Here is a 20,593-nt window from a genome sequence, read left to right as displayed (position 1 = left end):
CGCACCAAGAGGAACGGAATTTCGCTACTCAAAGCCATCAAGCGGAACGACGATGCTCTATTTCGGGAAATAGCACTTAAAATGGATTAGTGTGGAACGTGAGTGCCTTATTTTGCTCAAAATGAACGATTTTGAAGTAAAAATAACGAAATAGAGCATCTACGTTCCGCTTAATCTTGAAATGAGGCCGTTTTTCCACAAATAGCGCATCTACGTTCCCTCTTCTGAGTTTTGTGTAAGAACAGAAGTAGTCATTTTAGACGCGGAGGAATTTGCGTACGGAGATTAGGGACCCCCAGATTCCGATAACCATACCAATACCTAACAACAAAGCCATCATCGTAGGAGCAATCTTCCCGAAAGGTGTTAATTCAACCATAAGCAGATTCAAGTTCAGTGAACTTGTGTTAAGCAGCTTCCAGTACCCACCTAGAATAATAGCTGTCGGGATCACAGAGCCAATGAATCCGAGTAGAGCACCCTCTATAAAGAACGGCCAACGAATAAAGGAATTCGTCGCACCCACCAGTTTCATAATTGATATTTCTTTGCGTCTGGCCAAAATCGTAATTTTGATCGTATTCGCGATCAGGAACACAGCGGTAAATGAAAGTAAAACAACGATACCAATCCCGATCCAACGAACAATTTGTGTCACCTTAAATAGAGCTTCCACCGTGCCTTTTCCATAATTCACTTTATAAATAGGCTTTGGATCTTTACCGATGTTGAGTGCGCTGATTTGATCAGCAACGACGGCCACATTTCGCGGGTCATCAACTTCAATGGTGAATGCATCGTTTAGCGGGTTATTATCCCCTTCAAATCCATCTAACAAAGCTTTACCGCTCTCACCAAGCTTTTGCCTTAAATAAACAAGGCCTTCTTCTTTCGAAACAAACTTGATCGTTTTTACCTCATGAATAGCTTGGATTTGAGATTCAAGCGCCTTAATTTGGTCCTGCGAAGTATTAACCTCCAGATACACATTAATCTCAACCTGTTTCTCAATCTGACCTGCAATATCATTCACATTAAGCGTAATAAGGACAAAAACACCTAAAATAAATAACGAAATGGCAATCGAACTGATCGATGCAAACGTCATCCAACCATTCCGAACGACATTCTTCGTGCCTTCTCGCAAATGACGAGAAATCGTACTAATCTTCATAGCCGTATTCCCCCCGTGCCTGATCACGAGCAATGAGTCCATTCTCAATCGCAATGACTCGTTTACGCATCGTATTGACGATTTCCTTGTTATGCGTAGCCATGACTATGGTTGTTCCCCGGAAGTTAATTTCCTCCATCAATTTCATGATCCCCCAGGAGGTCTCAGGGTCGAGATTTCCTGTCGGTTCATCGGCGATAATGACAGCTGGGTTGTTAATTATTGCCCGGGCAATCGCTACCCGCTGCTGCTCGCCTCCAGAAAGCTGAGAGGGCAGCGAATTCGCTTTATCCTTCAACTTAACAAGCTCGAGCACTTCCATCGTGCGTTTCTTAATCTGCTTCTTAGGGGCCTCGATAACTTCCATAGCGAAAGCCACATTTTCAAAAATATTAAGCTTCGGAAGCAATCGATAATCCTGGAAAATAACGCCGATATTACGACGCACGTAAGGAATCTTACGCTGTTTCAGCTTTTCCAAATTAAAACCGTTCACGAAGATTTGCCCCTTAGTCGGCCTCTCTTCTCTATACATCAACTTCATAAATGTAGATTTACCTGCGCCGGAAGGTCCAACAACATAGACGAACTCGTTGCTGTCCACTTTTACATTAATCCCTCGCAATGCATGAGTGCCGTTGGAGTATGTTTTCCATACGTCCTGCATTTCGATCACAATATCACATCCTAATATATGGATCTTTGAGTGGAGCTCAAAGTCTCTCTGCTTTTGGATCTTTGCGTAGCAAAGTCTCTCTGCTTGTAAACATAGCTTTTAACCATTCGACACAAAAGCTGAAATTCCTTTTAAAATAGCTTTGAAATTCCTGTTGAATACCGTCATTATATCATTTTCTAAGAGAATATGAGAAATCCAACGCAAGTAATGTCGAACTAGAAAAATATGCCATACGTTAATCCCCTAGCAAGTACTAAAACCCCTTAGCTAACGATACATATAATAGTACAGGCATCCTACTGCCTGTACCGCTTGTATCTGAGCGTAAAGGAGCCGCTGTACATGCCAAGCCAAATTAGAAAAGTTATCTTCTATGCGTCTATCTTCATAGGCTTACTTAGTGCGTTTAGCATTGCTCTATATATCTATGGATCTCAACCTACATTTCCTGCGGATTTCACAGTTGCAGGCTGGCGGGTTGGAGGAATGCCCTATGATAAATTTCAACAAGAATACGAAAAGCGCCTACAGCTGCTTACCTCCTATCCCGTTCAATTGCAATCCTCCCGTTCGAATATTCCCAATAAACAACTGGCGCTTGGACAACTAGGTATTCAATATCAAAAGGAAACCCTAGCTCGTTCACTTGGTCAGCTATTCGGAAGCTCTCCGATAGGACGTATTAAAGCTCGCTGGACGCTACGTCACGCTGATATACCGCTTGAGGTCACCATCAATGAAGCGCAGCTAAACACCGTACTCAAAGAAACTTGGAAAGACCTCTATAGCCTTCAACCGGTTGCCGCCAAACGAATCGTGACCAATGAAGATTTACTAGCTTTCGAACCCGAACGTAAAGTGCTGAGAATTGATACGGCCCATTTGCTTGAACACTTGAAAGAAGTTGCCCCATCCATTGCCTATATTCATAATGCCGCTCCTATTACACTGTCCTTGCCTCTGTACGAGCAGGGTCCTTCGATAACAGTCGAAACATTGAAGCGTCAAGGCGTCGATCGCAAAATCTCAGAATTTACGACCTCATTCCCCCCATCAGGCGAAGGGAGAATTTACAATATACGCTCTACAGCTGCCACGATTCAGGATTTGCTAATGGCGCCGGGAGAGACCTTCGACTATAGCAAAATTATTGAGCAAACCGAAGCCCAATTCGGCTATAAGGAAGCTCCCGTCATCCTAAACGGCAAGCTCGTGCCAGGCATCGGCGGCGGTATTTGCCAAGTTTCTACAACACTTTACAATGCTGTCCTGCGGAGCGGTCTCGACATTGTTGAGCGACGTAATCATTCACTCCCTGTTAGCTATGTTACCCTCGGCCAAGATGCCACTTTCGCCAGCGGTTATATTAACTTCAAATTCCGCAACAACACAGATGCCTATCTATTGATACGAACCATAACAACAGATCAAGCCGTCACCGTGAAGCTTTTCGGTCATATGTCGCCTTCCATAACCTATGACATCAATTCCAACATTGTCGAAACCATTCAACCACCGGTTAAATACTTACAAAATACAAGCCTGAAACCTGGCACTACACGCCCTATCAGCACCGGCAAGGTCGGCTATAAGGTAGAGACATATCGGATCAAAAGAGAAAATGGCACGGTCGTCAGCAAAGAATTAATCTCGAAGGATCAGTATTCTCCAGTCCCTACGATCATCGCCGCCAACCGGAGTGACATCAAGTCGGAAGAAATGAATCCCTCATCGCCTGAGCAGCCTATCCTTGAAGATGGCGTGAAAGGACCGGTTAACCGGTAATAGTTAGATGCTGCTGCCTCTTTTGCGAATAGGAAAGGTCATGTGACTGTAGTTACTAGGTCATTATGACTTTTTTCTATTATGATAGGAATATGAAATAACACACAAGGAGGCTAGGCGATGAGCAAAATCGATTATTTCAAAGAATTAAACTATCGACTGCGTGGACTTCCCGATAAGGAGCGCCAAAATATATTGTCTGTTTATGAAGAATTGTTTCAGAAAGCAATTGAAAATGGCAAGCAAGAGGATGATGTTGCACAGTCTCTCGGCTATCCGCGAGTTCCTAACTGGGACGCGCAGAAGGAGACACCTAGTACAGAACAGGAGCCGTCCAAAAGCACGACTGGCGAACGGGTAGAGAAATCTTATCCCAGACCTGAACCAACTGTGACGCCTAAGCAAGCTCCCGAAACTAGAGGCTTTCCGCCTTATACGCATCCACAGGGCACGAATCCTTATATGAGTCCCAATCCATACCCTTATCCGGTTAAACAGGAGTCGAGTATTAAGGCTATAATCGTAAGTATTATGCTCGGATTTTTTAACCTCCTTTTCGTTGTTGGTCCATGGTTCGGTGTTCTCGCTGCGTTAATTGCGTTATTCGTTGCGGGCTTTGCGCTCATCATCGCACCAATCGTCGGCATTCTTGGCAGCATTACGGGATCACCCAGCAGCGACCTGATGTTCATTGGATTTGCAATGCTAGCTTGCTTTGGTTTAGGCATCATTCTGACAACGCTTAGTTCTTGGTTGTTCAAACAATTCTTCAAGCTAAGCTGGTTGTACATCCGATTCAATGCCAAACTAATTAAGGGGGCTTAAGCCATGAAACGTGGAGTCAAATTTTTCTTACTGCTCGGCTTTGCCTGCCTTGGGGTCGGCCTTATTGGAGCAGCTGTTACTTTCAAAGATTTGGATATGAATGCAGGTATCACGAATATTGATATCGAAAAGAAAATTCCAGCAGCCAATATTGATACATTAATCATTCAAAATGACATCTCCGGGGTAACGTTTATCCCAAGTAATTCCGATGAAATTAAAGTGAATCTCGTTGGAACAGTTGGAGAGCTTACGGCTAAAAGCTGCACCATTGAGGCGGCGACAGAAGGTAGCAATGTATGGCGAGTAGACGTATGTACGCAGAAGAAACCACAAATTAATTTCGGTTTCAATTTGACAGATTTGAAAGCCCTGATCAATAACAAAGGTTTCCGACTACGAACAGAAGTCACACTTCCTGAAAAAATGTACAAAGCTATCACGGTTTCCTCGGATACTGGGGGCATCAACTTCAAAGAAGTAAAAGCCGACAAACTTACTGTCACCACCGACACTGGCGGCATTTCCATTGATCGTTACGAAGGGAAGCAGCTAAATCTTCAAACAGATACGGGGCGTATCAACGTAGAGGATGGGCAAGGTGATGTCAAGATGAAAACAGATACAGGCAGCATTACAGCTAAGCTGCATGATATCGTAGATTCCGTATCGCTTCAATCCGACACAGGCTCGATTCGTCTTCAGCTCGATCCTACTCCAAAAGGCGCAAGCTTCGATCTCCTTTCCGACGTAGGCAGTGTCCATATAGAAGTTCCTGGTTTGATTGTACAAAAGTCTGATCATCATTCGGCAAAAGGCTCCATCGGCGATGGCAGCAAAAAAGTAAATGTACGAACAGATACGGGGTATATCTCCGTTAACGGCAGATAAGGATAAACGACTCCGTCATCCTTCAGGGACGATAACAAAAAACCTTCAAGACCATCGGATTCGGTGGCTTGAAGGCTTTTTGTTTATTCGTTTACTTGCTTTTCTCTAAATAAACTTGCAACCACTCGGTCGACTGTGCCAGCACTTGCTCGGCGCGAGCGATAGCCTCTGTCACTTGGTTGCTGGCTGTTCCGCCGTAAACATTACGCGCGTTAACCACTTGCTCAGGCTGTAGAACCTGATAAATATCGGACTCGAAGAGGCTGGAGAAGGTATTGAACTCCTCGATACTCATATCGAGCAGGTATTTTTTGTTTTGGATGCAATACAAGACTGTTTTGCCAATCACTTCGTGTGCTTGACGGAAAGGCAATCCTTTGTTCACAAGGTAATCAGCGATATCCGTTGCGTTCGAGAAATCTTGGTTCACAGCTTGTCTCATACGATCCGTGTTTACTTTCATCGTAGCGACCATCGGAGCGAATAATTGAAGCGCGCCCTGCAGGGTACGAACCGTATCAAACATGCCTTCTTTGTCTTCCTGCATGTCCTTGTTGTAAGCCAGCGGCAGCGACTTGAGCACGGTCATCAGACCGAACAAGTTGCCATAGACGCGGCCTGTTTTGCCGCGGACGAGCTCAGCCACGTCCGGGTTCTTCTTCTGCGGCATGATCGAGCTGCCGGTGCAGAAAGCATCATCGAGTTCGATGAACGCGAACTCGGTCGAGGACCAGAGCACCATTTCCTCGCTGAAGCGAGAAAGGTGCATCATGATCATGGACGCGTTAGAGAGGAACTCCAGGATGAAATCGCGGTCGCTGACCGCATCCAGGGAGTTCTCGTACACGCGTCCGAACCCGAGCTGCTCCGCCACGAAATGGCGGTCGATCGGGAAGGTCGTGCCGGCGAGCGCGCCAGCGCCAAGCGGCAGCATGTCTACGCGCTTGTAGCTGTCCTGCAAGCGCTCAAGGTCACGCTGGAACATGCTGACGTAGGCCATCATATGATGCGCGAACAGAATCGGCTGCGCACGCTGCAGATGCGTATACCCCGGGATAATCGTATCCAGATTATCCTTCGCTTTTTCAAGCAAAGCCTCCTGCAGCTTAATCAGCAGACCTACGAACTCAACCACCCGCTTGCGCAGGTAGAGATGCATGTCCGTCGCCACTTGGTCGTTACGGCTGCGGCCCGTATGAAGCTTGCCGCCGACAGGACCGATCAAGTCGATCAAGGTTTTCTCGATATTCATATGAATATCTTCATTCTGGATCGTGTACTCCAGCTCGCCGCGGCGGATCATACCTTGCACAGCCAACAAGCCATCCTTAATTTTCTCGACATCATCCGCAGGCAGAATGCCGCACTTGCCCAGCATGGTCACATGCGCCAAGCTGCCTTCGATATCCTCCTCAGCTAACTCTTTATCAAATGTAATCGATGCGGTATATTCTTCGACCAGTTGGTCGGTTTTCTTCGTAAATCGCCCACCCCAAAGCTTAGACACCGTGCATGGCTCCTCTCGTTCACACATCATATAGGGATCTTTGAGCGGAGCTCAAAGTCTCTCTTCTGGATAAATTTGCATCCTATATAAACTTCGCATAACTTCGACTTCACTTAGCCGTCAATAAGAGTCCCTAAAGACTCTTATGCCAAAAAACAGCCACTTTTTGATCAATTAGCAGTCCCTAGAGACTCTTATTTCACCTAATCCGAGCGATTCCCATGCATGTAGCCGTCACTAACAGTCCCTAAAGACTCTTATTTGACTAAAACAACCGCTTTCCGTTGAAATAGCAGCCCCTATGAGGCTGCTATTCACTTCACCATTCTGGACTTTCGGTGCCAACCGGTGCTCCGCCCAGACAATTACTTCCTAGCGTTTTGTTCTACGCCGGAAGATACTTTCAGACGAAGCGCGTTCAAGCGAATGAATCCTGTTGCATCGCCTTGGTCGTATGCTTTCGTCGGATCTGCTTCCATTGTAGCGATATCCGGATTGTACAAGGATACTGGGCTTTTCACACCAGCGCCCATTACGTTGCCTTTGTACAATTTCAAGCGTACAGTACCTGTTACGTTCTTTTGGCTCTCTCCCACAAGTGCTTGAATCGCCAAACGCTCAGGTGCGAACCAGAAGCCGTTGTAAACTAATGTCGCATATTTCGTAATAAGGGAATCACGAAGGTGCATAACATCGCGGTCCATCGTGAGGGATTCCATTTTGCGGTGAGCCGTGAAAAGGATCGTACCGCCCGGAGTCTCGTACACGCCGCGGCTCTTCATGCCGACGAAACGGTTCTCGACCATGTCCACACGGCCAATACCGTGCTTGCCGCCGATTTCGTTCAAGGTTTCCATAACTTGAAGTGGGGACAACTTCTGGCCATTGATGGCTACGCAGTCACCTTTGTCGAACTCAAGCTCGATGTACTCCGCTTGATCCGGTGCATCTTCTGGAGCTACGCTCAATACGTACATGCCTTTGTTCTCGTCGGATGCAGCATCGAACCAAGGATCTTCCAACATGCCGCTCTCGAAAGAGATGTGCAGCAAGTTGCGATCCGTCGAATACGGCTTCGCCGCAGATGCCGTAACCGGAATGCCGTGTTTCTCGGCATATGCGATCATCTCTGCGCGACCTGGGAACTCCTCGCGGAATTGCTCTAGACGCCAAGGCGCGATCACGGACAGCTCAGGCGCCAACGCCGCTGCTGTCAGCTCGAAACGCACTTGGTCGTTTCCTTTGCCGGTTGCGCCGTGCGCAATCGCTGTTGCGCCTTCAGCGCGAGCGATTTCGACCATGCGCTTCGCGATCAACGGACGAGCAATCGAAGTGCCGAGCAGGTATTGCCCTTCATATAGAGCACCCGCTTGGAACATCGGGTTGATGAAATCCTTCGCGAACTCTTCGCGCAGGTCGTCGATGTAGATCTTGGATGCGCCGGTTTGGAGCGCTTTTTCCTCCAGACCGTCCAGCTCATCCTTTTGCCCGATATCCGCTGTGAAAGCAATAATTTCCGCATCGTAAGTCTCTTTTAACCATTTGAGGATAACCGATGTATCCAATCCGCCGGAATAGGCGAGAACGATTTTTTCCTTAGCCATGTCTACTAATCTCTCCGTTTCTATGTCTGCTGCGAATTATTATATCATTGTCGCGGCCATAATGGCCTTTTGCGCATGAAGACGATTCTCTGCTTGATCAAAAATAATGGAATTCGGGCCGTCAATAACGCCCTCGCTCACTTCTTCCCCGCGATGTGCAGGCAAGCAATGCATGAACAAGTAATCCGATTTGGCATGCTTCACAAGCGCCTCGTTGATTTGGAAGTTCTTGAAAGCAATCTCCCGCTCCTGCTGCTCCGCCTCAAAGCCCATGCTTGCCCAAACGTCTGTGTAGACGACGTCCGCATTTTCAATCGCTTCGCGTGGATCGCGAGTAAGGAGAATACTGCCTCCGGTTTGCGCTGCATTCTCCTTAGAAATCTGAATGACTTCCTTATCAGGATCGTAGCCTTCCGGCGAGGCAATCGCGAAATTCATTCCCAATTTGCTTGCACCCATCATGAGGGAGTGCACCATATTGTTGCCATCTCCGATGTAGGCGACTTTGAGACCTTTCAAACGGCCTTTTTTCTCCAAAACCGTCTGATAATCAGCCATAACCTGACAAGGGTGGGCATAATCCGTCAATCCATTAATGACCGGCACCGTTGATCCACGTGCAAGGTCAATCACTTTGCGGTGTTCGTACGTACGAATCATGATGCCATCGAGGTAACGGGACAGTGTTTGCGCAGTATCCCAAACGGTTTCACCGCGTCCTAGCTGAAGATCATTTTTGCTAAGGAATAGAGCCTGACCCCCAAGTTGGTACATCCCCACTTCAAAGGAAACTCGCGTACGCGTCGAGGATTTCTCAAAAATCATTCCAAGCGTTTTACCAGCGAGCACAGCATGCGGCTCTCTAGCTTTCTGCTTACGTTTAAGCTCAATTGCATAGTGAATCAAATATTCAATTTCTTCTGATGTATAATCAACTAAAGCAAGAAAATCCTTGCCCTTCAACTGGGCAGCCAGTTCTTCCTGTACAGCCATATTCATGTCATCCAACCTCTCTAAACGGAACTTTTACTAGACGCCGCTGATGGTTGATGCCTTCTGAGAGAGGACACTGCACACCACATCTAGGGCTTGATCTAAATCTTCTTGCGGTATAGTCAAAGCGGGTACCAGACGAATAACGTTCGGCCCTGCCGGAATCACGAGTACACCTTGCTTATGAATTTCGCTAATAATTTCACCTGCCGGCTGTGTGCATTCGATCCCGATGAGAAGACCAATGCCGCGAATATTGCTGATAAGCGGATTGCCTGCAAGCTTGCTCTCCAGCTTCTTCACTGTGTATTCGCCTAATTCTGCAGCGCGCTCTGGCAGTTGATTCGTGATAATCGTGTCCACAGCCGCATAACCTGCAGCCGTAGCTATCGGCGTTCCACCAAAGGTTGAACCGTGGCTTCCAGCGCTGAATCCTTCAGCCAAGAACGCTTTACCTAACATAGCACCGATCGGAAACCCTCCACCAAGGCCTTTGGCCAACGTGAAAATATCCGGCTCCACCCCATAATGCTCATAGGCAAAAAGCTTACCCGTACGTCCCACGCCCGTCTGGATTTCATCCACGATCAGAAGCAGATTCTCTTGCTTGCACAGCTCTGCAATTTGTTTCACGAACTCCGGATCAGCCGGCAGTACGCCGCCTTCCCCTTGCACCATCTCCAGCATAATGGCACATGTATGCTCATTTACAAGACTGCGAACAGCCTCGATATCGTTATAAGGCGCATAAACGAAGCCGCCAGGAAGCGGATGGAAGCCTTCCTTCACTTTATCTTGACCTGTAGCGGTCAATGTCGCTAGCGTGCGTCCGTGGAACGACATGTTGAACGTGATAATCTCGTACCGACCATTGTTCAAAACCTTCTGGTTATAGCGACGTGCCAGCTTAATTGCAGCCTCATTCGCTTCCGCACCAGTGGAACAGAAGAATACCGCGTCTGCACAGCTATTATCTGTAAGTAAAGCAGCTAGCTTCTCCTGATTCGGAATATGGAAAAGATTGCTCACATGCCATAATTGATCGAGCTGATCAATCAACTTCTCCTTCACCGCTTGTGGCGCGTGCCCGAGGTTCGTCACCGCGATCCCGCTCATCAAGTCGATATATTCCTTGCCAGTATCATCCCACAGACGGCTGCCCTCACCCTTTACTAGTGTGATTGGATATCTTGCATAGGTTGGAAATAACGAGCTTTTTCCCGTTTCAGTCATGTACATTCCCTCCTTAAAAGTTTTTTTGGTTCAACCCATGAATTCGAACTTGTGCCAAGCTAAATATAGACATATGGCTGCAGCTGCAAATAAAATGATAGCCGTTGTTGGATTTCTTCGCATTTTCATCCCGTATGCGATGAAAAAGACGGCTGCCGCTAATTTGGAGAAGCCTTGGTAAGCCGGATCATTCGAGAAGTAAGAATTGCTAAAAATGAGTGCAATTAGCAAGGTTATCGAAATAAGTATTTTAAACCATAGAGGCTCTCTTAGGAATTGTTTATACATAAACCTAATCCGCTGCATCACAGATACCTCCGTTCAAAAACCTTTGATTATTGAGTGGTAACGATGTTTTTCATCGCTATGGAGCCAGTCAGACGTTGAAACTTGATTATAACGATGAAAATCATCGTTAAGTGAGTCAATTTACAGGTTATCCTACCTTACAGCCCTATTTAAGGATGAAAAATATCGTTAAACTCGCTCTGGAGCCCTGCACCATTAGGATGAAAACCATCGTTAACGCACATATTTTCAAGTCCGTATCGGTTGTCGATACAATGAAAAAACATTGTTACCTACAACTCAACTTAGTGGAAGTATTCCTGAAAGATCAATCCATTCGGTTACTAAGTGTGCTTTTTAGCGCACAATCCTCGTGCCAATACCCGTACCCTTCAGCACTTTGCTCAGCACATTCGGCTCAGAGCCGTTCACGATGACAACTTCTTGGACCCTGCCTTGGATACAAGCAATCGCTGCTCGAACCTTCGGAATCATGCCCCCGTAGATATCACCGCTCGCGATCATGTCTTCAATCTCTGCCACGCTGACAACGGGAAGCACCCGCTTCTCGCTATCCACCGTTTTCATAATGCCGGGAACGTCCGTCACCACAACCATCTGCTCCACACCAAGGTGAGAAGCAACAGCTCCTGCTGCTGTATCGGCATTAATGTTGTAACGCTGGCCGCCACCCTCGCCAAGTCCAACCGGTGCGATCACCGGAATGTAACCCATGCTTACGATACCTTGAATCAGCTCAGCGTTCACTTTCGTGACATCACCAACAAGGCCAACCTCGTGACTATTCGCAACTGGCTTCGCTTCAATCAAATGTCCATCCACCCCGGACAATCCAAGCGCCATTGCGCCTGTTAACTGAATTCGGCGTACGATCTCTTTGTTAATCTGGCCGGAAAGCACCATCTCCACAACGTCGAGCACCGCTTCATTCGTCACCCGTAGGCCATTCACGAAGCCGGACTCTATCCCTAGCTTCCCAAGCGTTTCCGAAATGGCAGGACCGCCGCCGTGAACGATAACAGTTACTATACCCTCATCCTGAAGCTGACGCATATCTTCAAAGAAACTAATCGGCAACGCAGCCAGCGTGCTGCCGCCGCATTTCATCACAAAGCAATTGTTCTTCACAAGCTTTCGGTCCCCTTTGCTTCCTCATGTGCTAGCTTTAACAAACCTAAGTCCGATAAGCCGCATTGATCCGCACATAATCATATGTTAAGTCGCAGCCCCAGCCTGTAGCCTTGCCAGCGCCCATATGTAAATTCACATGAATTTGAATCGTGTCTGTTTTCAAATAGGCAAGCGCCGCTTCCTCGTCGAACTTCACCGGACGCGACTGCTCTAACACTGCAATATCGCCTAGGCGAATATCGACGGTGTTCACATTCACCGGCTGTCCTGAGTAACCGACAGCCGCAATAATCCGACCCCAGTTCGCGTCTGCGCCATAAACAGCGGATTTGACCAAGCTAGAGCCAATGATCGACTTCACGATCTTGCGTGCCGCTTCAATGCTCTCCGCGCCGATCACCGTCGTCTCGATCAGCTTCGTTGCGCCCTCGCCGTCGCGCGCAATCGCCTTGGCGAGGTACTCGCCAACGTACTGGAACCCTGCCGCGAACGCTTCCCAATCCGGATGCTCCGGATTCAAAGCTTCGCCGCCGGCCAGCCCGCTTGCCATCGCCACGACCATGTCGTTGGTGCTCGTATCCCCGTCAACAGTGATCATGTTGAACGTAGAATCTGTAATCCTGCTTAGCAGCTGCTGCAGGTATTCGCTCTCAATCGGCGCGTCGGTTGTCATGAAACCGAGCATCGTCGCCATGTTCGGGTGAATCATCCCCGAACCCTTCGCCGCCCCGGCAATGTGAACCTCCTTGCCGCCAACCATAACACGGACACACGTCATCTTCTGTACGAGATCCGTTGTCAGGATCGCTTGGCAGAAGTCTTCGCCGCCGTCTGCCTTCACTTTAAGCGGCAGCTGCTCGATGCCGCTTAGCACTTTCCCCATCGGCAGAAGCTCGCCGATGACGCCCGTGCTCGTCACGCCGACGTGGTGCTCCGCCACGCCTAGCGCCTTCGCACTTGCAGCACGCATCGCGTACGCGTCGTCCTCGCCCTGCTGGCCGGTGCACGCATTCGCGTTGCCGCTGTTGACGATCATCGCCTGCAGCTTGCCGCCTTGGGCGATGCTCTCCTGCGTCACGCGCAGCGGTGCCGCTTGGAACGCGTTCAGTGTGTATACGCCAGCCGCTGCAGCTGGAACATCACAGACGATTGCGCCTAGATCATAGCGCTCCGTCTTCTTCAATCCACAGTGCAGCCCCCCTGCACGAAAGCCTTTCGGCGTTGTTACGGTACCTTCCGGCACAACGGTAAACTTTTGGCCTGACATCTTCATCCGTCCTCGTCTGTTTGTTTATGGATACACCGGTGCGAACAACAGCCCTGTCGTTTCGTCCCAGCCTTGCATCAAATTCAAATTCTGAATGGCCTGACCTGCAGCGCCTTTAACCACATTGTCGATGACGGAAACGATGGTCACACGCCCCGTTCGCTCATCCACCGCAAAGCCGATGTCGCAGTAGTTAGAGCCGTATACTTCCTTCGTTGAAGGGAGCTTACCATTTTGACGAATCCGCACAAATCTCCGGCCTTCATAATACTGGCGGTACAATTCGATGAATTCTTCAGCAGTGTGCTCACCTTGTATCGTTGCGTACATTGTAGACATAATTCCACGCGTCATAGGCACAAGATGTGTCGTGAACGTCGTTACAACCGGCTTACCTGCAACACGGCTGAGCGCCTGCTCGATTTCCGGAATATGCTGATGTTTATTCACTTTATAGGCTGTTAAATTCTCGTTCGCTTCCGCATAGTGAAAGCCTAGACTAACGCCACGACCCGCTCCGGAAACACCGGATTTAGCATCAATAATAATCGTCGACGGATCGATCCAACCCGCTTTAACGGCAGGAATCAGACCAAGCAGCGTCGCTGTCGGATAGCAGCCTGGGTTAGCGATTAATTCACTGCCCTTCACTTCATCCCCGAATACCTCAGACAAGCCATAAATCGATTGCGCCAATGTTTCCTCGGAAGCTGCAGTCTTTTTATACCATTTCTCATAGTCAGCACTAGATTTCAATCTTAAATCTCCAGAAATATCAATGACCTTCAGGCCAGCTGCCAGAAGCTTTGGTGAAAGTTCTGCACTCACACCAGCTGGTGTCGCCAAGAACACAACGTCCGCTTTGCCCGCAATCAAGTCAACATCAAGCACATCTAGAATATCCACAACCACTTCCTGCAAGTGTGGAAAATGCTCCGCAAGCGGCGCTCCTGCATTAGAGGTCGAAATGACCGAAGTAATCTGCACCAACGGATGCGCCTGCAAAAGACGAATCAACTCCGCACCACCATAACCCGTGGCTCCAATAATAGCTGCCCTAACTCCATGACTCATTCGAATTTCCCTCCCGATATTCCGAAAATATATGTATTATTATACAGTCGCATACATAATAATTCAATGAATTTTTTTGTACTATTTTTGACAATTTTATTGCGCCTAAGTAAGGAATTTCAAGGATTTTTTACATTAAAAACGACGGGTCTTTCATTCTTTCGATTCCTGTCTTTCGACAAGAAGTATACACAATATGCATCAATTAAACGTAACCTGTGCATAAAAACATTTCTTTCTTATCGATACCTTTTTATATGACAAATCAATTATCCCAAATTATAAGCCATACAGGCAAATCTTGTATGCGATTATTTCGAATTATTTAAGAAGTGTGGGTAAATGGTGTTGTTATCCACAGATTATACACACTTTATCCACAAGTGGTACTTTCCTTTAAAAAGTTATGCACAAAAAGACGCACCCAAGTGCGCCAATCTATTTTTATAGCCTCACGTTATGCATGTCGTTTGAAACCTTCCCCTAGTACCTCATTTGTTTCACTCAAAATGACAAAAGCCTGCGGATCCACCGACTGGACTAGTGTTTTCAATCGACTTACTTCATTTTGTTTCACTACGACCATCAAGACCGTTCGCGATTCCCCTGTAAATCCTCCAGACCCGCTAAGCTCCGTAAGTCCACGGTCCAAATCATATAAAATCGCTTTGCGTATAGCTTCTGTATGATCAGAAATGATGAAGGCCACCTTGGCATAGTTGAAGCCGAGTTGAACGATATCGATCGTTTTCGTGGTGACAAATAACCCAATTAACCCGTACAGGGCATTCTCTGGCGTGAAAACAAGTGCGGAGCTTAGAATGACCAGACCATCAAAAATCGCTACCGAGAATCCTAAACTTAAGCCTGTGTATTTATGTAAAATTTGCGCAGCCAGCCCCAGTCCGCCTGTTGAACCGCGTCCTCGAAAGACGATGCCGAGTCCAAGTCCAACACCAATGCCTCCATAGACGGATGCAAGCAAGGGATTTTGCGTGGGCACCCCTAAATGGCTTGTAACGAGTACACACAGTGGAAATATAACCGACCCAACTGCCGCCTTAACTCCGTACTGTCCGCCTAGCAGCCATAGGGCTAACAAGAAAATCGGGATGTTCAGGGCCCACTGCGTCAACGCCGGGTTAAGACCCGTCAAATGCTGAACAATCGTAGAAACACCTGAAACCCCGCCCGTCGCAATTTGATTCGGGTTCAAAAAGCAGTTAAAACTAGCCGCCATAATCAGCGAGCCGATCAACATCATTGTATACTCAAACACGGTATGTGCTGGACTTCCTATCCGTATTCGCGGTTCTTTTCTGGGCACGAACGGCCCTCCTCCCGGTTCCAAGCCTACTCCTACAACAGGGGTGCACTCATATTTTTACCGTAAAATATTTCGTCCATTTCCCACTTTACACTCTCTGTAATGTCCTTCTGCTCCGCTTCGCTCAGCTTTTCTTTCGTATAACCGAACAAATAATTGTTTAAATCAAATTTCTTCAGCTTACATTTCGTGTGAAAAATATTCTCCTGATACACGTTCACATCGATCATGTCGTACATGTTTTTGATTTCCTCAGGAATGTAGTTCTGAATCGAACTGATATCATGATCAATAAACAGCTTATGCCCGTTTATATCCCGTGTGAAGCCTCGAACCCGATAGTCCATCGTCATAATGTCCGTATCGAAGGAATGGATTAAGTAATTCAGTGCCTTCAGTGGCGAAATTTCCCCGCATGTGGATACATCAATGTCCGCCCTAAACGTGCTGATCCCTTCATCCGGGTGATATTCCGGGTAGGTATGAACCGTGATATGGCTGGTGTTCAGGTGCATAAGCACCGTCTCCGGCAAGGGCCCCGGGGATTCCTCAAATGAAGCTTCAGGAGCGCCCTCCACAGGACCTTCAGAAACTAACATCGTAACGCTTGCCCCTTGCGGATCATAATCCTGTTTGGCCACATTGAGCACATGGGCACCGATAATATCTGCTACCGCTTTGAGAATTTTGGTTAGCCGGGCAGCATTGTACTGTTCGTCAATATATTCTATGTAAGCTTCGCGCTCTTCTTTGGTTCTGGTATAGCAGATATCGTACATATTGAAGCTCAATGATTTCGTAAGGTTGTTAAAACCGTGCAGCGTAATGCGCTGCTCCGTAGTAAGTGTCATGATTTTCTTCCTCCTCGTTGTTCCATCCTTACTATTTCCTTACCCAATCCCTGATTGACATTAAACTTAAAAAAATCCTACACCTTTCAGATGTAGGATAAACGTCTATAGCTCCATGTATGCGTTTTGCGTTAAGTGATCCGTGCACCAAGCTCTTCCAGTACACAGTTCCTGTGCACACGTTCTACTCCGGCTTCCGAATCTGATGACGCAGGTAAGCATCGATGAACATATTGAGATCTCCATCCATGACTGCGCCAATATTCCCGGTTTCCGCTGAAGTCCTGTGATCTTTGACCATGCTATAGGGATGAAACACATAAGAACGAATCTGGCTGCCCCAGGCAATGTCAGACTGCTCGCCGCGAATCTCAGCGAGATGCTTCAGCTGCTCTTCGATCTTCCGCTCGTAGAGCTTAGACCTAAGCATCTTCATCGCTTTCTCACGGTTCTTGATCTGCGAGCGTTCTTGCTGACAGCTCACCACGACACCCGTCGGTATGTGCGTAATCCGCACAGCCGAATCCGTGGTGTTGATGTGTTGACCGCCGGCGCCGCTTGCGCGGTATGTGTCGATCTTGAGATCCTCGGAGCGGATCTCGCCCACATCCGTGTCGTCCTCAATCTCCGGCATGACGTCACACGACGCAAACGAGGTGTGACGACGACCGGAGGCGTCGAACGGCGAGATCCGGACGAGCCGATGCACGCCCTTCTCCGCCTTCAAATAGCCGTAGGCGTTGAAGCCCGTGATCTGCAGCGTGACACTCTTCACGCCGGCTTCGTCGCCGGGCAAATAGTCGAGCACCTCGACTTTGTAGCCCCGCTTCTCCGCCCAGCGGCGGTACATGCGCAGCAGCATCTCCGCCCAGTCCTGCGACTCGGTGCCGCCGGCACCGGGATGCAGCTCAAGGATCGCATTCAGCCGATCGTACGGCTGATTGAGAAGCAAGCCAAGCTCGAAGGATTCGAGCTTCTTCTTCAAAGCATCGATGCCTGCTTCAATGTCTTTCGCTAGGCCGGCATCGCTCTCCTCTTCCTCGAGCTCGACCATGACCTGCAGGTCGTCGAACTCGTTCGAGAAGCCTTGGAACTGATCGACGACACTTTTGATGGCGTTGAGATCCGCGATGGTCTTCTGGGCACGATCATTATCGTCCCAGAAGTCCGGCGCCCCCATTTTTTCCTCAAAATCCCCGATTGCTTCAAGCTTATGATCTAAGTCAAAGAGACCCCCGTAATTCGGTTAGTCGCTTTGCTGTCTCTCTTAAATCTTGTTTTACTTCTGGTTCCAGCATGTTGTACACCTCATTTATTCTGCTTGTGACCTGCCAACCGGACTTGGGCGTACGCTTCTCAGATTGATTAGCTGCCTTGTCCGTGGCACTGCTTGAATTTCTTCCCGCTGCCGCATGGGCACGGGTCGTTGCGACCAATACGCTGCTCATCGCCGCGCACGAGCGGTTTCTTCCCGCCAGCTTCATTCTTCGTATCCACCGCTTGACCTTCGGCTACCGCTTGACGTTCCAGGTTGCTTTGTACGTGAGCCTTCATGATGTACATCGCGACTTCTTCGCGGATATTGTCGATCATTTCTTGGAACATCTCGAAGCCTTCGAATTGATACTCACGCAGCGGATCCGTTCCGCCGTAAGCACGAAGATGAATACCTTGGCGCAGCTGATCCATCGCGTCGATGTGATCCATCCATTTGCTATCTACCGCACGAAGAGCAACGACCTTTTCGAATTCACGCATGAATTCTTCACCGATCTCCGCCTCACGCTCATCATAACGCTTGCTAACGAGATCTTTGATGTAGTCAATAATCTCTTCTTGTTCTTTGCCCCAAATATTTTGATCCGTAATCTGGCCTTCTTCAGTTAAGAAGTTGTTGTTCACGAAGTTAGCCACTTCCTGAAGCTCCCACTCCTCCGGAATTTGTTCCTCCGGACAGTGTGCTTTCACGATGCGTTCGATAACCGCGTTGATCATGCCCTCGATAACTTCACGAATATTCTCGGATTCCAGCAGCTCACGGCGCTGTTTATATATAATTTCCCGTTGTTGATTCATCACATCGTCATATTGAAGTACGACTTTACGAACGTCGAAGTTGTTACCCTCAACGCGTTTTTGGGCCGATTCAACGGCACGCGAGATCAATTTACTTTCGATCGGTTGATCTTCTTCCATCCCAAGGCGGTCCATCATCGCCATGATATTGTCAGCGCCGAAACGTTTCATCAATTCGTCCTCAAGGGAGAGGTAGAACTGTGAAGAACCAGGGTCACCTTGACGGCCTGCGCGTCCACGCAGCTGATTATCGATCCGTCTGCTTTCATGACGTTCAGTACCTATGATATGCAGTCCGCCTGCATCATGTACGCCTTCACCGAGCACAATGTCCGTACCGCGGCCCGCCATGTTCGTTGCAATCGTCACAGAGCCTGGTTGACCTGCACGTGCTACGATTTCAGCTTCTTCAGCATGATACTTCGCATTCAGTACTTTGTGCTGAACGCCTTTCTTTTTGAGCATCTCCGACAATTTCTCTGAGTTCTCAATAGACACTGTACCAACAAGTACCGGTTGGTTCAGCTTATGACGCTCTACGATTTGCTCAACAACGGCTCTGAATTTACCCATCTCTGACTTGTAAACAACATCCGGCATATCCTTACGAATCATCGGACGGTTCGTCGGAACAATGATAACTTCAAGACCGTAAATTTTCTTGAGCTCTTCCTCTTCCGTCTTCGCAGTACCTGTCATACCCGCTAGCTTGCGGTACATCCGGAAATAGTTCTGGAATGTAATTGTCGCAAGCGTCATGCTCTCATTCTGAACTTGCAGCTGCTCTTTGGCCTCAATGGCTTGGTGCAGCCCATCACTATAACGACGGCCAGTCATAATACGGCCCGTGAATTCATCAACAATCATAACTTCGTCTTCTTGTACCACATAATCCACATCGCGCTTCATAATGAAACGAGCCTTGAGCCCTTGAGTCACGTGATGATTGATATTCACATTCTGATGATCGAATAAGTTCTCTATACCGAATGCTCGCTCCGCTTTAGCTACCCCTTCTTCAGTAAGAGCTACGGAACGAACTTTAATATCAATCGTGTAATCCTCTTCTTCTTTCAACTTAGCCACAAAACGGTCAGCCGCGTAGTACAAGTCTGTCGACTTAGCAGCTTGTCCCGAAATAATCAAAGGTGTTCTCGCCTCATCGACCAAAATGGAGTCAACTTCATCGATAACCGCAAAATAAAGCGGACGCTGAACCATCTGCTCTTTATAAAGCACCATGTTATCACGCAAGTAGTCGAAACCGTATTCGTTATTCGTACCATACGTAATATCGCAAGCGTAAGCCGCTTGCTTTTCCTCATGAGATAGATCATGTAGATTAACCCCAACCGTCAAACCGAGGAATTCATAGATCTGACCCATCTCGGCGCTATCACGTTGAGCCAAATAGTCATTGACCGTAACCACGTGTACGCCTCTGCCAAGCAAAGCATTCAAATAGACAGGTAATGTTCCAACGAGCGTTTTCCCTTCCCCTGTTCTCATCTCGGCAATACGGCCTTCGTGAAGCACCATACCACCAATGAGCTGAACATCGTAATGACGTTTACCTAAAACACGTAAACCCGCTTCTCTAACAACAGCAAAAGCTTCAGGTAGCAAATCATCCAATTCTTCGCCTTTTGCCAGGCGGTTTCTGAACTCAATTGTCTTGCCTTTCAATTCCTCATCGGACAGCGGCTTAATACTGGCTTCAAGGTCGTTGATATAATCAACAGCCTTGAGCATCCGTTTAATTTCCCGTTCATTGGAATCACCAAAAATTTTCTTCACTAGTCCTAGCATCGGTGAACCCCTTTCCCTTGCATTCGTATCCTTAAATTGTACCACTTTTGACGGTCTT

General features: G+C 47.9%; 17 protein-coding genes. 3 read left to right on the top strand and 14 right to left on the bottom strand.

Annotated features, from left to right (window positions below):
- Nucleotides 1-256: 256 nt before the first annotated feature.
- Nucleotides 257-1,174, bottom strand: coding sequence for a permease-like cell division protein FtsX (ftsX, locus tag ASG93_RS12290; RefSeq protein ID WP_056832272.1), 918 nt, complete (start codon nt 1,172-1,174; stop codon nt 257-259).
- The gene (ftsE, locus tag ASG93_RS12285; RefSeq protein ID WP_056832270.1) at nt 1,164-1,850 is read right to left on the bottom strand and encodes a cell division ATP-binding protein FtsE; all 687 of its coding nucleotides are present in this window, start codon (nt 1,848-1,850) and stop codon (nt 1,164-1,166) included. The genes ftsX and ftsE overlap by 11 nt, the downstream gene beginning before the upstream one ends.
- A gap of 345 nt (nt 1,851-2,195) precedes the next feature.
- Here ftsE and ASG93_RS12280 point away from each other — a divergent pair, with 345 nt between their 5' ends.
- From ASG93_RS12280 to ASG93_RS12270, 3 genes are all read left to right on the top strand, one after another.
- Nucleotides 2,196-3,638: a VanW family protein gene (locus ASG93_RS12280; RefSeq protein WP_056832267.1), complete on the top strand. Its 1,443-nt coding sequence runs from the start codon at nt 2,196-2,198 to the stop codon at nt 3,636-3,638.
- A 120-nt stretch (nt 3,639-3,758) separates the two neighbouring features.
- Nucleotides 3,759-4,463: a DUF1700 domain-containing protein gene (locus tag ASG93_RS12275; RefSeq protein ID WP_056832266.1), complete on the top strand. Its 705-nt coding sequence runs from the start codon at nt 3,759-3,761 to the stop codon at nt 4,461-4,463.
- Between the two features lie 3 nt (nt 4,464-4,466).
- Nucleotides 4,467-5,354: a DUF4097 family beta strand repeat-containing protein gene (locus tag ASG93_RS12270; RefSeq protein WP_056832264.1), complete on the top strand. Its 888-nt coding sequence runs from the start codon at nt 4,467-4,469 to the stop codon at nt 5,352-5,354.
- A 91-nt stretch (nt 5,355-5,445) separates the two neighbouring features.
- Here the strand turns inward: ASG93_RS12270 and argH are convergent, their stop codons facing one another.
- From argH to secA, 12 genes are all read right to left on the bottom strand, one after another.
- Nucleotides 5,446-6,861 (bottom strand): argininosuccinate lyase, encoded by a 1,416-nt coding sequence (argH, locus tag ASG93_RS12265; RefSeq protein ID WP_056832261.1) that lies wholly within the window; start codon nt 6,859-6,861, stop codon nt 5,446-5,448.
- A 365-nt stretch (nt 6,862-7,226) separates the two neighbouring features.
- Nucleotides 7,227-8,465 carry an argininosuccinate synthase gene (locus tag ASG93_RS12260; RefSeq protein WP_056832259.1) on the bottom strand — a complete coding sequence of 413 codons (1,239 nt, stop codon included), beginning with the start codon at nt 8,463-8,465 and terminating at the stop codon, nt 7,227-7,229.
- Nucleotides 8,466-8,504: 39 nt separating this feature from the next.
- Nucleotides 8,505-9,464 (bottom strand): ornithine carbamoyltransferase, encoded by a 960-nt coding sequence (gene argF / locus ASG93_RS12255; protein ID WP_056832257.1) that lies wholly within the window; start codon nt 9,462-9,464, stop codon nt 8,505-8,507.
- A gap of 30 nt (nt 9,465-9,494) precedes the next feature.
- Nucleotides 9,495-10,691, bottom strand: coding sequence for an acetylornithine transaminase (locus tag ASG93_RS12250; RefSeq protein WP_056832255.1), 1,197 nt, complete (start codon nt 10,689-10,691; stop codon nt 9,495-9,497).
- Between the two features lie 30 nt (nt 10,692-10,721).
- The gene (locus ASG93_RS12245; protein WP_056832254.1) at nt 10,722-10,997 is read right to left on the bottom strand and encodes a hypothetical protein; all 276 of its coding nucleotides are present in this window, start codon (nt 10,995-10,997) and stop codon (nt 10,722-10,724) included.
- A gap of 339 nt (nt 10,998-11,336) precedes the next feature.
- Complete coding sequence (gene argB / locus ASG93_RS12240; RefSeq protein ID WP_056832336.1) at nt 11,337-12,107, bottom strand: acetylglutamate kinase; 771 nt, start codon at nt 12,105-12,107, stop codon at nt 11,337-11,339.
- 67 nt (nt 12,108-12,174) lie between these two features.
- A complete protein-coding gene (gene argJ / locus ASG93_RS12235; protein ID WP_235550827.1) occupies nt 12,175-13,398 on the bottom strand; it encodes a bifunctional glutamate N-acetyltransferase/amino-acid acetyltransferase ArgJ in 1,224 nt (407 codons plus the stop codon).
- A 24-nt stretch (nt 13,399-13,422) separates the two neighbouring features.
- Entirely contained in the window at nt 13,423-14,472 is a 1,050-nt protein-coding gene (argC, locus tag ASG93_RS12230; protein WP_056832251.1) for an N-acetyl-gamma-glutamyl-phosphate reductase, read from the bottom strand.
- 457 nt (nt 14,473-14,929) lie between these two features.
- Nucleotides 14,930-15,799 carry a YitT family protein gene (locus ASG93_RS12225; RefSeq protein WP_056832249.1) on the bottom strand — a complete coding sequence of 290 codons (870 nt, stop codon included), beginning with the start codon at nt 15,797-15,799 and terminating at the stop codon, nt 14,930-14,932.
- Nucleotides 15,800-15,831: 32 nt separating this feature from the next.
- Entirely contained in the window at nt 15,832-16,650 is an 819-nt protein-coding gene (speD, locus tag ASG93_RS12220; RefSeq protein ID WP_056832247.1) for an adenosylmethionine decarboxylase, read from the bottom strand.
- Nucleotides 16,651-16,834: 184 nt separating this feature from the next.
- Nucleotides 16,835-17,948 (bottom strand): peptide chain release factor 2 gene (gene prfB, locus ASG93_RS12215; protein WP_127527829.1). Its coding sequence is split into 2 segments (ribosomal slippage): nt 16,835-17,875 and nt 17,877-17,948, totalling 1,113 coding nucleotides; the frame shifts between segments, so codons are not numbered across the junction.
- A gap of 67 nt (nt 17,949-18,015) precedes the next feature.
- Complete coding sequence (gene secA / locus ASG93_RS12210) at nt 18,016-20,535, bottom strand: preprotein translocase subunit SecA (protein WP_056832245.1); 2,520 nt, start codon at nt 20,533-20,535, stop codon at nt 18,016-18,018.
- Nucleotides 20,536-20,593: the final 58 nt, after the last annotated feature.

This window comes from Paenibacillus sp. Soil787, from assembly GCF_001429545.1.
GTDB lineage: Bacteria > Bacillota > Bacilli > Paenibacillales > NBRC-103111 > Paenibacillus_E.
The sequence above is the reverse complement of the archived record's forward strand: the minus strand, read 5'-3'. Positions and strand labels throughout refer to the sequence as shown.